The sequence below is a fragment of the Nostoc sp. genome, assembly GCF_036918245.1.
Taxonomy (GTDB): Bacteria; Cyanobacteriota; Cyanobacteriia; order Cyanobacteriales; family Nostocaceae; genus Nostoc.
In genome coordinates this window covers 56,304-71,527 of the sequence record NZ_JBALEF010000042.1, presented here as the reverse complement: position 1 = coordinate 71,527, position 15,224 = coordinate 56,304, and the positions used below count along the sequence as shown (strand labels likewise).

Annotated in this window: 12 protein-coding genes; 9 read left to right on the top strand and 3 right to left on the bottom strand. The window is 42.7% G+C overall.

The window, feature by feature from the left end:
* Positions 1-181: 181 nt before the first annotated feature.
* The 8 genes from V7L12_RS09780 to V7L12_RS09745 all read left to right on the top strand — a co-directional run bounded on the left by V7L12_RS09780 (position 182) and on the right by V7L12_RS09745 (position 9,343).
* Entirely contained in the window at positions 182-1,105 is a 924-nt protein-coding gene (locus V7L12_RS09780) for an energy-coupling factor ABC transporter permease (protein WP_335084142.1), read from the top strand.
* Complete coding sequence (locus tag V7L12_RS09775) at positions 1,098-1,751, top strand: energy-coupling factor transporter transmembrane component T family protein (RefSeq protein ID WP_335084141.1); 654 nt, start codon at positions 1,098-1,100, stop codon at positions 1,749-1,751. Before V7L12_RS09780 ends, V7L12_RS09775 begins: the two co-directional genes overlap by 8 nt.
* Before the next feature lie 92 nt (positions 1,752-1,843).
* Positions 1,844-2,608 carry an energy-coupling factor ABC transporter ATP-binding protein gene (locus V7L12_RS09770; RefSeq protein WP_335084140.1) on the top strand — a complete coding sequence of 255 codons (765 nt, stop codon included), beginning with the start codon at positions 1,844-1,846 and terminating at the stop codon, positions 2,606-2,608.
* Positions 2,609-2,937: 329 nt separating this feature from the next.
* The gene (locus V7L12_RS09765; RefSeq protein ID WP_335084139.1) at positions 2,938-3,414 is read left to right on the top strand and encodes a hypothetical protein; all 477 of its coding nucleotides are present in this window, start codon (positions 2,938-2,940) and stop codon (positions 3,412-3,414) included.
* A 214-nt stretch (positions 3,415-3,628) separates the two neighbouring features.
* Positions 3,629-5,512: an iron uptake porin gene (locus tag V7L12_RS09760; RefSeq protein WP_335084138.1), complete on the top strand. Its 1,884-nt coding sequence runs from the start codon at positions 3,629-3,631 to the stop codon at positions 5,510-5,512.
* A gap of 138 nt (positions 5,513-5,650) precedes the next feature.
* Positions 5,651-6,781: a hypothetical protein gene (locus tag V7L12_RS09755; protein ID WP_335084137.1), complete on the top strand. Its 1,131-nt coding sequence runs from the start codon at positions 5,651-5,653 to the stop codon at positions 6,779-6,781.
* Between the two features lie 487 nt (positions 6,782-7,268).
* Positions 7,269-7,925 carry a DUF1361 domain-containing protein gene (locus V7L12_RS09750; protein WP_335084136.1) on the top strand — a complete coding sequence of 219 codons (657 nt, stop codon included), beginning with the start codon at positions 7,269-7,271 and terminating at the stop codon, positions 7,923-7,925.
* A gap of 245 nt (positions 7,926-8,170) precedes the next feature.
* Positions 8,171-9,343 (top strand): baeRF6 domain-containing protein, encoded by a 1,173-nt coding sequence (locus V7L12_RS09745; protein WP_335084135.1) that lies wholly within the window; start codon positions 8,171-8,173, stop codon positions 9,341-9,343.
* A gap of 134 nt (positions 9,344-9,477) precedes the next feature.
* On the opposite strand, the gene V7L12_RS09740 is transcribed toward V7L12_RS09745, so the two are convergent.
* Positions 9,478-10,302 (bottom strand): NAD-dependent epimerase/dehydratase family protein, encoded by an 825-nt coding sequence (locus V7L12_RS09740; RefSeq protein WP_335084134.1) that lies wholly within the window; start codon positions 10,300-10,302, stop codon positions 9,478-9,480.
* Positions 10,303-10,369: 67 nt separating this feature from the next.
* Positions 10,370-12,730 (bottom strand): putative PEP-binding protein, encoded by a 2,361-nt coding sequence (locus tag V7L12_RS09735; protein ID WP_335084133.1) that lies wholly within the window; start codon positions 12,728-12,730, stop codon positions 10,370-10,372.
* 710 nt (positions 12,731-13,440) lie between these two features.
* Between V7L12_RS09735 and V7L12_RS09730 the strand changes: the two genes are divergently transcribed.
* Positions 13,441-13,911, top strand: a complete 471-nt coding sequence (locus tag V7L12_RS09730) for an MgtC/SapB family protein (protein WP_335084132.1) — start codon at positions 13,441-13,443, stop codon at positions 13,909-13,911.
* A 177-nt stretch (positions 13,912-14,088) separates the two neighbouring features.
* Here the strand turns inward: V7L12_RS09730 and recF are convergent, their stop codons facing one another.
* Positions 14,089-15,213: a DNA replication/repair protein RecF gene (recF, locus tag V7L12_RS09725; protein ID WP_335084131.1), complete on the bottom strand. Its 1,125-nt coding sequence runs from the start codon at positions 15,211-15,213 to the stop codon at positions 14,089-14,091.
* Positions 15,214-15,224: the final 11 nt, after the last annotated feature.

Below are 15,224 nucleotides of genomic sequence, written 5' to 3'. Positions count from 1 at the left end.
AGTTACTAAATAAGTATACTATTTAGTAAAAACTGTATTGTAAATATGTCAAAAGTAACACGATAAAATCCCCCAATAGAGCATTGCAAAAAACATAAAAATTTTGTTTGTTATTAAAATGATGGCGTAGTTTTATCGCATTGTTTTGAGTAAATGAACCTCTAAGAATACAGGGTAGATCATGCATATTCCTGATGGATTTGTTTCTATTCCGGTGGCAGGGGCTACTGGTTTAGCGAGTGCGGCAGCGCTGTTTGTTGCCTTCGGGCGATCGCAAGAGGCTTTTGGGATTCGTCGTGCCCCGATATTGGGACTAACCACCGCCTTCATTTTTGCTGCCCAGATGATCAATTTTCCAGTAGCAGGAGGTACTAGTGGTCACTTGTTAGGGGGAACCTTAGCTGCGATCGTTTTGGGCAGTCCTTGGGCAGGAACATTGTGTCTCGCCACAGTTTTAATTATTCAAGCCGTGCTATTTGCTGATGGTGGCATTACAGCCTTAGGAGCAAATATTTTTAACATGGCAGTAGTTGGGGTTTGGGTTGGCTGGGTTTTAACCGAAACCTTACAACGGCTGTTTGGGGGGTCTAAAGGGCGCTTACCCTTGGCTGCTGGGATCGCAGCTGGTGTGAGTGTAGTAGTAGCTGCTGTGGTTTGTGCCATTGAATTAGCCCTCTCAGGAACTGCACCGGTAGCGATAGTTTTACCAGCTATGACTGGTGTGCATATTTTGATTGGCATTGGCGAAGGAATGATTACCGGGGGTGTGCTGACTTATCTAGCCAGAGCCAGACCAGATTTGTTACCAGGCGAACAGCACGAGTTTCGCGGCTGGTCAGTGCCCATTGTCACCATTTTCTTGATCGCGGGAGTATTGTCACTCTTTGCCTCAGCATGGCCCGATGGTTTGGAGAAAGTTGCCGAAAATACAGGCTTCCTCGACTTAGCCCAGAAAGTACGGATAATTGTCCCGACTCCTTTAGCTGACTATGGAATTGAGGGTTTGGGGCCAATTGGCACTAGTATTGCTGGACTGGTGGGAGCTGCGGTTTGCTTTGCTGTTGCCTTTGGAATTGCCAAGGTAGTGAAACCGAAGAATGCTTAAACTTTCCTTACCGCTACGCTTACAACTGTCTCTAGTGATTGTGGTGGGAGCAGCTTTATTAAAGCATCATGCCTGGTATGGACTAAGTGTATATGGCGCGATCGCACTTTTATGGGCTTGCTTCTTGCGCGTACCAATTCGCCAATTGGGAGGATTACTCGGCACAGAATTGATTTTTTTGTCATTGCTAGCATTGCCCTTGGGATGGGAACGAGCCAGTTTTTTGCTAGTTCGTTCGCTGGTTTGTCTGGTGACGATGAATAGTTTTTTGTTAACCTTACCGCCCCACAGTTTCGGCATTGCCCTTAAAACCTTACCTGTACCAGCACCTTTAAAGGAAAACTTGTTATTAGCTGGGCAATATATGGAAATTTTACTCTCAGAAGTAACACGAATGCGGCGCAGCGCCCAACTACGCGGTCTGAATGGAACTACGGGATGGTTGCGCTATGCCAGTGCTGCCATGATTGGAGCTTTGTATCTCCGTAGTCTAGATCGGGCAGAGCGAGTCTATGCGGCAATGGTAGCTCGTGGTTACAACGGACAATTACCCATAGATTCTACCCTCAGACCAAAAGAACGTTTTTCCCTATTACTAGCTTGGGCGATCGCTGCTAGCGTAACCCTAACTTCTTACAAAATTTAACCCACTCCCGACTACAGAGGCGACTAATCGCGTCTCTCTCTAAAACGCGATTAATCGCGTCTCTACTCCCTTACATATTGAGTTTGTAAATTTTGAAATCATTAACTTCTAATCCCCAATTATCAACCCATAATCCCCATGCAGCTGTAGTCGAGGTTGAGAACCTGGTGTATGCATATTCCCACCAGGAGCCAGTATTACAGGAAATATCTTTTACCTTGAACAAAGGCGATCGCGTCGCATTGATGGGAGCAACAGGTTCTGGAAAAAGTACCTTGTTGGAGAACCTAATCGGCTTAAAACAACCGCAAACAGGGAAAATTACCATTAATGACATCCCCGTAGAACCGCAAACTTTACCCCAAGTGCGTCGTCAAATTGGCTTTAGCTTCCAAGATGCCAACGACCAACTATTTATGCCGACTATCTTAGAAGATATTACCTTTGGGCCACGTAACTATGGGATGTCACCAGCAGAAGCTAGCGATCGCGCCCGACAGTTATTAGCTGATTTTGGTCTAGAAGCGTACGCCAATCGTTCCGCCCACGAACTTTCTGGCGGACAAAGACGCCTAGCCGCCTTAGCCTCGATTTTAGCCCTAGAACCAACAATTCTAATTTTGGATGAGCCAACTAACGGTCTCGATCCAGCATGGCGGCGTCATTTGGCGCAAGTATTATTAAAGTTACCCGTGCAGGTGATATTAATTGCCTCCCATGATCTAAATTGGTTAGGCAGAGTCACTCAACGCGCTTTGGTACTGTCTGGTGGTCGTATTCAAATAGACAGCGATATTCAACCACTGTTACAAGATGGTGCTACTTTAGACCAGTTGGGATTACCGATAAATTGGTGATTTCAGATGAGGGGAATGGGGACTGGGGACTGGGGGAATTATTGAACAAGTCTCTTCCTTGTCTCCACCTCTTCTCTATGCCTAATACCCAATGCACCAATGGCACTAAGAAAAGCCCAAAGGCTTGTGTAACCTCGTTCCCAGTCTTCAGACTGGGAATGTATTCTGAGAGGCTCTGCCTCTGGTCAAGCCACTAGAGGCAGAGCCTCCCAGGCTAGGAGCCAGTCAGGGCAAAGGCTGTATTTTAACCTCCTGCTATTCGCCCAAATACCTCTTTTACTCGTAATATTGGATACTATATTGTGGGTTTGATTGCTGTTGGGGTGTTAATGTCTATTTCACATAAATATACTGTTCTTGCTCCTGTGAGCCTAAGTATTGCTTTATGCGTTACTAGTTGCAGCGACAATAAAGTTTCTCAGTGCCAACGACTGATTCGAGTTGTGAATGCTGGAACTTCTCTAATTGATAAAAATAAAGGAACGCAAGTGATAACTAGCATACAGCTATCTAAAGATTTAGACTTTGTGACTAAATCCATTGGAGAACTGAAGCTAAAAGATCCGAAGCTGAAAGAATTTCAAAGCGGTTTTGTGAAGATTTTTCAAAATCTTAGTCAAGCGATCGCTAAGGCAGGTAGGGCGCTTGGTGCAACCAAGACAGCACAAGCCTCAGAATCTGGGAGAGAAAAAATCCAAAAGGCGAGAGCCGATATTGACTCAGCACTGACAACAGCTACAACTCTTGGCAAACAGTCAGATACATTAGTGAATCAGATGAATAAGTATTGTAGCGAGCCAGAATAATCTATTTGGGGCATTGGGTAGAGGGACAGAGGTGCAGAGGGGAAAAAGTTACTGCAACTTCTCCTCTGCTCTTTCATTCTCCCACTGACACGGTGATGCCTCTTGGATAGACAGTAATTTTTATCACTTTTTTTTCAAAAAAATTCCTGATATACACCAACTTTATCTGTCAAAAGAAGTATTGGTGCAAGTCAAATGAAATACCAGGAGTGATATGAGTCTACTGATGGCGAGTGTGCTGGCAACAGTGCCAATATCTGCGCTCAATTTACCAGAACAGTCCGTAATTCTGTCAGACAATCCGGTGCAGCAGTCAACACAGGATAATTTATCTCAAGTTGTCTCACCTGCTGAAATTACACCACCTGAATTCGTGCAACCAGATATAACCACCTCGTCAGCTATAAAAAATAAGTCCGAAAATATACTTAGAAAAAGTAGAGAAAAAATTCAATTCATCAGTTTCCCTAACTTACCTGAATTAAAAGATATTCAACCTGTAACAGAAGTTGTACAGAACCAGGAAAGCACAGAAGAATTTTCCCAATCTCTTCATCCCTCAGACTCAGACAACCCAATATCTCAAGTCACCTCAGTATCGCAACTTGAGGACGTGCAACCCTCCGACTGGGCTTTTAGTGCTTTGCAGTCTTTAGTAGAACGCTATGGCTGCATTGCGGGATACGCTGATGGGACTTATCTGGGGAATCGTAGTATTAGCCGTTATGAATTTGCGGCTGGTTTAAATGCTTGTTTGGAGAAGATTAACGATGCGATCGCTAACAATAAAATTAATACTGTTAATAATGAAGATTTAATCTTGCTGCAAAGGTTGCAAGGCGAGTTCAAATCAGAGTTGCAGCAATTACAGCAGCGTATCGAGGCTGTGGAAACCCGGACTAGTGAATTACAAGGTAATCAGTTTTCCACGACTACTAGATTATTTGGTCAAGCCATTTTTAGTGTTCAGGGAACCAATAGCCCTGATATCGATTTGTTTCCTAGAGATGGAGTACCTGAACGTCAGGGAAAAACCAATCTGACTTTCACAAGTAGCGTCCAACTAACCTTAGCAACTTCATTTACAGGGCGAGATTTGCTGTTAACAGGGCTGTCTGCGGGTAATTTGGGTTCTACTGCATCGTTGTTATCTACTAATATGGGGCGGTTGGGTTTCGAGTCAAATACAGACAACAATCTAGTTATTAGTGACTTATCTTATCGATTTCTTCTGTCGGATAACTTAGGAATTGTCGTAGGTACGGCGGGAGTCAACCCAATCAACACCTTTCGCGGTATTAGCCCTTTAGAAGGTTCTAGCGATGGTGCAATTTCTCTATTTGGTCAGCGTAACCCGATTTTAAGTATTGGTAACGGCACTGGTGGTATAGGCTTTGACTGGCAGATTAGCGTAGGCGTAGCCCGCCGCAGGCATCGCATTAGTTTGCAAGGCGTTTATAGTGCGGAAATTCCCAGTTTTCCTGGCGACATCAACCAGGGCGGACTATTTGGCGGTAGATATACTGTTGGCGCTCAGTTAAGTTTAGCACCCACAAATAACATTGATGTCGGCGTACATTATCTCTATTCCCACTCCCCAGATGGCTTACTGGGAGGTGGTATTGGCGATTCTCAACTGATTTCACCTTTTGCAGATCCTACAGCTTTCAATACCCAAGCCATTGGCGCTACCGTTGCTTGGCGAATTAACCCTAACTTGCATTTGGGCGGTTGGGGTGGCTTTACTTCCTCCAAACCATCTAACCTTTCTGGAAGTGTAGAAACTACTAACTGGATGGTGTTCGCGGCTTTTCCTAATTTGCTGCGTTCTGGTAATTTAGGGGGTGTTCTTGTCGGACAACCGCCCAAAATTACTTCCAGTACTTTACCCGACAGCTTCAATTTTCCCAACTTTTCTGATGGGGGGACAGCAGGTGGACGTAGTGACACATCAATTCACGTAGAAGTTTTTTACCGCGCTCAACTGAGCGACAATATCGCCTTGACTCCAGGCTTATTCGTTATTTTCAATCCCGATCACAATGCTGCTAACGATGCATTAATCGTTGGAACATTAAGAGCAAGTTTCCGGTTTTAATTTGGTACTGATGCAAATGTAATAAAATACGCTATTTTGTACTGATTAATTCAGTGTTAGATGCTTTCATTGCCTAGTGGGAGCAAAGAAAAACCATGCGTGTTTTTTTTTATACGTGATTAAAGGAGCAAACTTTTCATGAAATTAAATTCATCAGTTCAGTTGGGTTGTGTTGTTGTTAGCAGCAGCAGTTTAGCCGCAGTCATCATCGGTTTAGGTGGAACAAGCGCTTTCGCTCAAATCACAATTCAAAGCACTGGCACATTATCAGGGACTATCCAACTCCCCAGAAATAATCCCAATTTCAATCAAAGCATTACTCGTGTTGATACAGACGACACGGGGACTTACTCGCGGAACTTAGGTACTAAGAACAATCCTAATTACGTTCCTATATACAAGTCAGACTATGTGCAGGTAAAAACACGTGCTGATGGTAGTTTGCATTATTTTGTTGACTTTAAAGGCATTCCGATTGTCTCCTTTAATGGTGTTCTCACTTCGCCGATTCTCTCTGGCGGTGAGTTGAGGCCCTACAAATACCAGGGACAATTGGTAGGAACCACATTTCAAGGAGTAGTTCAGGATGAATTTAATCTCACAAAAGCCTTATACACTGGTACTGTCACCGATCCAAACACTGGAAACCAGTATCAGGGTACTTTTGAAGTGAGTGGATATGGAGTCCGATATAGCGATCGCAACGGTGGTGCAACCCCCACAGTCTTTGATTTCAAATCCGATCTCCCAGGTTCGCCAAAGGTGACATCTTTGGAAATGAGTAACTCACCCCTAGCAAGAATAGAAATCAAAGTACCTGCAACTGCAACTCTCATAACTCCTACACCAACTACTGGTAGTGGTAGTACAACCACTCCCCCACCAGTAAGTAGCGGTGGTAGTACACCCATTCCCCCATTAGTAATTGATGGTAGTGCGATCGCTCCTACATCCGCAGTTGGTGATGGTAGTGCGATCGCTCCTGCACCTTTAGTTGGTGATGGTAGTGCGATCGCTCCTACATCCGCAGTTGGTGATGGTAGTGAGATCGTTTCCTCGACACCTGCAACGTATACATCTGAATCTAATTCTCCATCAATTTCTACTACACCTAATATGGAATTCAGTAACGGTAATTCCCTAGAGGTCAATCAAGTAGTTGTCAACCCTGCAACCCTTGCTCAAGCTGCTTGTTCGCAGGATTCTGCCAAGAGTTGTACTTCATCCAAACAAGCGATCGGCCCCCGTAGTCGAGTGCTACTGCCTTAGTTAGGGACTTTCAAATAAAAAATATCCAACTACTTCTTGTCGGGTGGGCGTCTCGTCCGCCCCTAAGCAAAGGCTAACTTGACAAAAATTTTGAGTGCTTCTGGAACTCTAGCAGGGCAAAATGAAATCAATATAATAGTTAGCACAGGGGCATACATTGCAATTAAAAAAGTCCACCATCAGTTATTCGCGGCGTTTTTGTTGCTCAGACTACCTTTCGGTGGTATGTTTTACCCTGATGATTTTCTGGCTATACTAGTGGCTTAAGCCGATTGATTAATAAATTTCATCCTCCAGCAGAAAATACACAAAAACTCTAAATTTTGGACATATATCAGTATGCATTTACTTCTAACTGACATAAAAATCTTGTCTGATGTTAGAGGAAATTAATTTTCTTGGAGGTTACAAAAACTCGATCGCTAAAGTTAACACTAACACTACAAAGTGAATATACATCAATCAAACATCTTCCGAGTAAGCACCTATGAAAGAAGAATTGATAGCCAAAGTCGTGCAAGTCTTGCGAATTAATATGAGTTGGATGACTTGGAATTTGTTCCTGGCTTTTATACCTTTAGCTTTGAGTATCTGGCTATTTCGCATCAGGCGCAGTGGCACTTGGCTTTGGTGGCTAGGATTCTTAGTTTTCTATGCTTTCTTACCAAATGCACCGTATTTGCTGACCGATGTAATTCACTTAATAGATGATATCCGCACGATTCAATCGGTGTGGATGATTACTTTAGTACTTATTCCTGTATATTTGCTAGTAATTTTAGGTGGATTTGAAGCTTATGTAATATCGTTAATTAATTGGGGTCACTACTTACATCGCATCGGCAAGAGCCAATGGATTTGGCGCGTTGAGACGATTACACATTTTCTCTGTGCTGTTGGTGTTTATTGGGGGAGATTTTTGCGTTTCAACAGTTGGGATTTTATTACTCAACCTGATGCCGTTCTTACCAAGGGGGTAGAAGAAATTCTGGGAAAACAGCCCCTGGTGATTATTGCTATCACCTTTGTGGTACTTGCAGGTTTGTACTGGATTATGAAACGAGTAACTTTAGGTCTTAGCCAATCAAATAGCAGAATAGGGATAAACTCAGAACGCACAAACTCTAATACACCAAACATTTGATTGATGTGGCGATTTTGGCTTTGAAATTTGGAGTTTTAATTAGTAATTCCCTTAATGAATATTGCCTATCAAAAGCAAGATGCAACTAAACTCTCCTTCAACTAAACTCTCCTTGAGGTGAAATAAACACAGGAGCAAACGGTTGAACTTCAACCGCCATCACCAGAGAATAACGTTTTATCAGATCGTTGAATATCGATGGTCTGGTCTGATGTATCTAGTCATGTTGATAGGGGGGATATAATATGCAATTAATCTCTAGAGAGGAAATCAAGACATTAATAGAACACCCAAAAGGAAATTGTGTTTCCATTTATATGCCAACGCACCCAGCGGGTTCAGAAGTGCGACAAGACCCAATTCGCTTTAAAAATTTGGTCAAGGAAGCCGAGACTCGTTTAATTGATGCGGGTTTGGAACATAAAAATGCGATCGCATTGTTGGAAAAATCCCATGAACTTGATACCCAAGAGTTTTGGGAGCATAAGGGAGAGCAAGGGCTGGCGATTTTTATTTCTGAAAATATTTTTCGCTATTATACGCTGCCAATTGATTTTCAAGAGTTGGTCGTGGTTACAGACCGATTTCACATCAAGCCACTGCTGCCAATTTTAAATGGCAATGGTCGCTTCTATATACTGGCTTTGAGCCAACAAGATGTCAGGTTCTTTGAAGGAACACGCTACACTGTCAATGAGGTGGAAGTAGAAAATCTCCCTAAAAATCTAGATGAAGCTCTCCAAAAAGACGAGACTGCTAAAGAAGGTCAGTTCCGGCTAGCAACATCTAAAGGGGGAACAGCTAATGCTTTTTCACAGCCGGGTACGTTTCACGGACAGGGAAGCCCTGACAAGGACAAACATCAAGAAGACATTATACAATTCTTTCAAATTGTTGATCGTGCATTACACGAGAAACTGAAATTGCAAAAAGCGCCTTTGGTGCTGGCTGGGGTAGAGTATCTCTTGCCTCTGTATAGACAGGCAAATACTTACCAGCATTTGATGGATGAAGCGATCACTGGTAATCCAGAAATTCTCAGCGCCCAAGAGTTACATAACCAAGCTTGGCCGATTGTCGAGGCTGATTTTCAAAAGTCACAACAAGATGCTTTAGAGCAATTTCACGAATTGTTTAGTGGTGATACTGGTAAAGCATCTAACAAGCTCGAAGAAGTTGTCTCAGCGGCTTATTACCAACGCGTGGATTCATTACTAGTTGCAGTTGGTCAGCAACAGTGGGGTTTATTCGATCCAACCTCAGAAACGGTTTATTTGCACCCAGAAAAAGAAGCGGGTGATGAGGATTTGTTGGATTTTGTTGCTGCTCATACTTTATTAAACGGTGGTACGGTTTACGCTATTCCCTTTGAACAGATTCCATATAGCACAGCCGTTGCGGCGATTTACCGATATTAACGATTTCGGTTTTTCACGCGATCGCTACCCCACCAAATGTCTATATTCAGGTGGGGTATTTTGTGATATTGTTAAAAATCGGCACTCCTAAAAGCTTCATCTGTAACGCTTTATTGTATTGCTGAAGCCTTGCGTCATTGCCGCCATTTGTAACGCGGAACCCACTGAAGGATTTCTTTAGCGAGTTGGGTGTTAATCAAGGCTTTATAAGGTTCATGTTCATATTCATCGCCTCCGCGCCAATCCACTTCAGGAAGTAGAGATTGAGCCATTTCTTGACTAGTTCGATGTGCTGAAGAAATATCATCAGCGCATAGTAGCAAGGTAACATGACCGGGATTAGGGCAGTATAAAGCGTATCGCGCTGCTTGGGCGGCGTCTCTCACATCCAAAAAAGCGCCGTATTCCCACAACGGATTCCATTCAAAATCGGGATTAGCTTGCCGATTGGAAATAATAAAATCGTAAGTTTCTTCATCAAAAACACCTGGTGGTCGCAGACAAATAGTTGGGATACCTGTGCTATCAGTAAAATATCTGCACATTTCTTCACCAAGCCGCTTGGAAACAGCATAAGGCGTAGTTGGATAACAAGGATGATTGTCATCTAAAGGAAGATAGTCTGGTTTTGTCTCACCTTTAAAGATTCCCAATACATCAACACTACTGAAGAAAACAAAACGTTTGAGTTTTGCTTCTGCCCCTGCTCTTAGAATATGCCAAGTTCCGAGAAGATTCACTGCCATTATTTCATCTGGCGCGTCCTGAGAGTTTCCAAGTAGCGCCGCAAGATGAATAACTGCATCGCAGCCAACAAGTGCCGAACGAATTTCATCTGGATTCAGAATATTATGACCACTTGCAATATCAAAGCCAATAACTTCACATCCGTCAGCACGCAAAACTTTTTCAACAACCGAACCAATCATTCCTTCGTTGGCAGTAACTAATACTTTCATAAAACTCATGATTGTTGATCGTATTTACACAGTAGTTTTTGCGCGAAACTGGTTCTATTTAATAAAATTACTTTTTACCTTCTTTTAATTGACTTCGTGCTGCTGCTAAAATTAGACGTTGTTCAGCACGAGCGATCGCTTGATATGTTCGCTCGACTGCTTCCGGTTCAACGGAAATAGAAGTAATACCCCATTCCACTAATTTATCAATAATTTCTGGATAAAGGGCTGGTGCTTGACCGCAGATTGAACAAGGTATATCGGCACTTTTAGCCATTTGGATCAGTTGAGCGATCGCACCCATAACTGCTGGATGTCGTTCATTAAATACTTTTGCTAGCTGTCCTTGTTCTCGATCCACTCCTAGCAATAATTGGGTCAGGTCATTTGTACCAATAGAAATTCCCGCCACACCTGCTATAACATATTCTGGTAATAAAAACAAGATACTTGGCACTTCTGCCATCATCCACAATTGAAACTGCGCTACTTCGGTTAAAAAAGCTTGCTCAACTTTGCGACGGCAAAAGACAAATTCTTCCACAGTCCGCACAAAGGGTAATATGAGATTGACATTGCTGTAGCCAGCTTCCTGTACACTCGCCAAAGCTTTCAGTTCCAACTCAAAGACTGCGGGATTTCGTAAATAGCTAAAGGTGCCGCGTTCACCTAACATCGATTGTGGTGAAGATTCTAAACTATCACGCAATGATGGTAAATCTTGCGATCGCCAATCTAAAGAACGATAAAAAACTGGTCTTGGTGCAAAGGCACGGGCAAATTGCATAATCTGCTCAGACCATAGCTGTAACAATTCTGTCTGACGCCCGCTTAAAATCCAACTATTGGGATGTTGCCCGTTCAATATATTTAGTATCATCAATTCGGAACGCAACAATCCCACTCCATCCACAGGCAGGTTTTGCACTTGTTCTATTAAAGTGGACTGACTCAAGTTAACCAGCAATTGGGTAGCAATCATAGGTAGATGAGACGTAACAGCAGGATGAGGCGCTTTCGGGTTGGGGTGATGAGAGGAAAGAAGATTTTCTTCTCTCCCTCTCTCCATCTCCTCCTTTGAGTCTCCTTTGATGCGATAAACTTCTCCTCTGTCGCCATCAAGCAGCAATCGTTCCCCAGTTTGGATTAAAGTTGTGGCAGATGTTGCCTTTACTACTGCTGTGATACCTAATTCTCTAGCTAGAATTGCCGCGTGACTGGTTAATCCCCCTTGTTCTGTGATAATACCACCAACTTGTTGCAATAATGGCAACCAATCAGGTGTAATCGTTGGTACTACTAAAATTACTCCCTTCGGTAGTTGTTCGGGTTTCTGTTGCGGATTGGTAATTACTAGCGCATTGGCTGCAACACGTCCCCCGGCTGCCCCTAGTCCCCGAATGAAGTGTGAGTGGGGAATTATAGATTGCGAAGGACTAACTTGTGTGATGTAGAGCTTTCCAGATGTCGTTTGTCCGGCGATAGTCCATTTAATGGTAAAGGTTTTACCTAGTTCACTTACCAGTTGAGTTCCCAGGGCAATTATTTGTTGTAAGTATTCTTCTTGTAAAGAGTACTGTTTTTGTTGGGCTTCTGGAAGTATATAGGTAATCAGACAAGTGCGATCTGGTGTTAGTGCTGAGTTCGGCACAGGTTGGGAAAAAACTTTAGGCGCTGCATCATCAACACTATAAGCCAGCATTTTATTGCCCAGTTGTTGCTCAAGCACAACCCCAGTTTCTGGTTGAATGTAGTAAATATCTGGCTGTACTTCGCCTTGAGCGATCGCAATTCCTAATCCCCAAGTAGCTTCAATTTCCCACCCAGAGGGATTGGTTGTGAGCGAGCCACTGGCGATCGCATTTTCAACAGGTTGCACCAAAACTGCAAGATTAATTTGTTGCAGATTAATTCCTAAGTGCTGCCAATATAATAGACTCCGGGCCCGAAATATTTGACTCCAAGTACGCTTTAGAGCCAGTGCGATCGCTTCCGGTTCGCACTGGCAAAATACCGACTCCAGTAAACCCGATATATTCTTCATACCTGGAGTAGCAGTTGATACTGCCAAGGAAGGTCGAAGAATCAAACAGCTAGTTTCCCATTCTCTAGCAGCTTGGAAAATTGTACTCACCCACTCCTGGGTTACAGTCGCAGTCATAATTTCTTGGCGCAAGCGACTAGCCACCTGCTGAAGTTGACGCCAATTAGTGACATCCAGGTGTAGCGAAGAATGGGGTAAGTCAGCTACTAATGATTCTGAACTATTGAGATTTTCGAGAAATTGTCGCAAAATTTCTGCCGAAACTACAAAACCAGGCATCACCGGATAGCCACGCTGGATAATTTTGCTCAAGTAAAAGGCTTTGTCACCTACTTTGGCGCGGTCTTGTAGTTTAATTTGATCTAGCCAGTAGAGTTTATTCACTCAATTTGTTAGTTGTCTATTTGTAGCCACAGCCATTTCTTTTTGGTATGTTATCAGGTTAATCCACTGACTTCTGAATAAAAAGTACTCAGGACTTACAGCAGTTTTCTTTTAGATGAATTACAAAGTTACGGGTTTTGAAGCAGAATACAGGAGGTAGAAACTCTTGACAGCAGAATTCAGAATTCAGAATGGGCTGCGCTAACAGGAGTCAGAAGTAAAACAGGCTTTATACCTGGCTTTGAGACAAATCGCTGTGTACTTCAGTAACTTGAAATACGCTGTATAGCTGATTTGCTCGACTTGTACATGGCCATATCATATTTAATTGTTGAGTGTATAGGTTAAATCTAAGAATTTAAGGTATAATTTTTTGGCTAAGTCTTTTTAAATAGCCAAAAAACTATTTAATAAACTTAAAATTCATCTAGTTTGCCCAAATTACGATCATTGCCACAATTTAACAATGCAAATCTCCATTCATTGGTCAGAATAATATCTTCTTGAAAAATAATCCTAATAATGCAAAATATTAATTCTCCGTTTCAAAACCATTACTGAATTGATAGAATCCAAATATGAGATAGGCTATTGCACTACACCCATTGGATTAAACTCCATTAATAAAACATTAGAATAGTTTTGTACTTTTTTTATAAAAATATTACGATTTAACCTAGTATATAGAATTCTCCATATCAGACTAAACATTGTCAAACACTTACTACCTTGCAACTGATGATTGGCTGAATATCAGCTTCCGGCTATGTATTGCATTGCTTATTGGAGCAATCATCGGCTTAGAACGTCAAATTAGGCGCAAACCAGCTGGTTTAAGAACTCACATGCTGGTGAGTTTAGGTTCAGCCTTATTTACCTTGATAATCATGCAAACAGGAGGACTGCAAGCTAGTCCTGATGCACTTAGCCGCGTGATTCAAGGAATTGCAGCTGGTGTAGGATTTCTCGGTGCTGGGGAAATTGTGCGCCAATCTTCTCAAGAATCACAGCAACTTGAAATTCACGGACTCACCTCAGCAGCGGCTATTTGGGTTTCGTCTGCATTGGGAATTGCTGCTGGCTGTGGTTTATGGCAGTTAGGATTAATCAGTGCTATGCTGACTTTTTTGGTTCTCAACGTTTTTAAAAGGTTAGAGAAACATAAAAAAAAATCAGAGTAGAGGCATACAGATGGATGCTATAAATCCCTGTATGAAAATATCTTTAAATCAATACAGTTCAGAATGAGCAACAAAACCCTGATGTAGAGACGCGAGAAATCGCGTCTTGAAAGACCAATTATCTACACCAATAACCCTTAACCCAAGCGTATTGATTTTTAAATAAATTTTTAATTTTTAATTTTCAATTGTTAATTCTCCTGCTTTCACGAAAATAATTTGGGAGGACTTCAACCATTGGGAATCAAAAGAACCCAAGTGAGTGGTAGTAATCAAGGTTTGAAAACGGTCTTGAATGGCATCAAGCAATTGATTTTGGCGGGATAAATCTAGTTCGGCAAGAACATCATCCAGTAATAGTAATGGTGGCTCTTTGACGACTTCTTCAATTAATTGTAATTCGGCTAATTTTAAGGCTAGAACCAGCGTTCGTTGTTGACCTTGAGAACCATATTGACGAGCGGGTGTCTGATTAATAGTTAATTCTATTTCGTCTCGATGCGGGCCGACAAGGGTCGTGCCTTGGTGCATTTCAGCAACGGCTCGCTGCTGAATTTTTGCTAAAAAAGCTTGCTGCACTTCTTCTGGATGGTTATTCTCTAAAGGAATATTCGGCACGTACTTGATTTGCAGAACTTCTGTACTGCCGCTGATACTGCCGTGCCAGGTGGTAGCAATGGGAGCTAATCTTTGGATGGCGCGATCGCGTCGTCTAATTACTCTGGTTCCTGTAGTAGCTAACTGTGCATCCCACAGCGCTAGTTCTGATTGTAGAGACGTTGCATCCAACGTCTCTACATGGTGTTTTAAAAAGGCATTGCGCTGGCGTAACACATGGTTATACTGCTGCAAAATGTGAGCATAAACTGGTTCCAGTTGAATTAATAGTGTATCTAACCAGTTGCGGCGACCTTCCGGGCCGCCACGTACTAGTTCTAAATCCAGGCTGGAAAATTGGACTGCATTGAGAACGCCGAGAAAGTCCATTTGACGGCGGATCGATTCGCCATTGAGAGCAACGCTACGGCGACCATTACGGCGGAGGGTTAAGGTCAGGTCACTAACACCTGTTTGTCGCTCAAGGGTGGCATTAATTTGGGCTATAGCTTCCCCTTCTTGAACTAAATCGCGATCGCGGGTCATGCGGTGCGATCGCAATGTCGCCAGTAACTCCACCGCCTCCAACAAATTTGACTTTCCTTGAGCATTATTACCTACCAAAATCGTTTTGGCAGCAGTAAACTCAACCTTTTGGTCTTGATAATTGCGAAATTGTCGGAGGTTTAGAGTTTTTAGGTACATAGAGAAAAGTT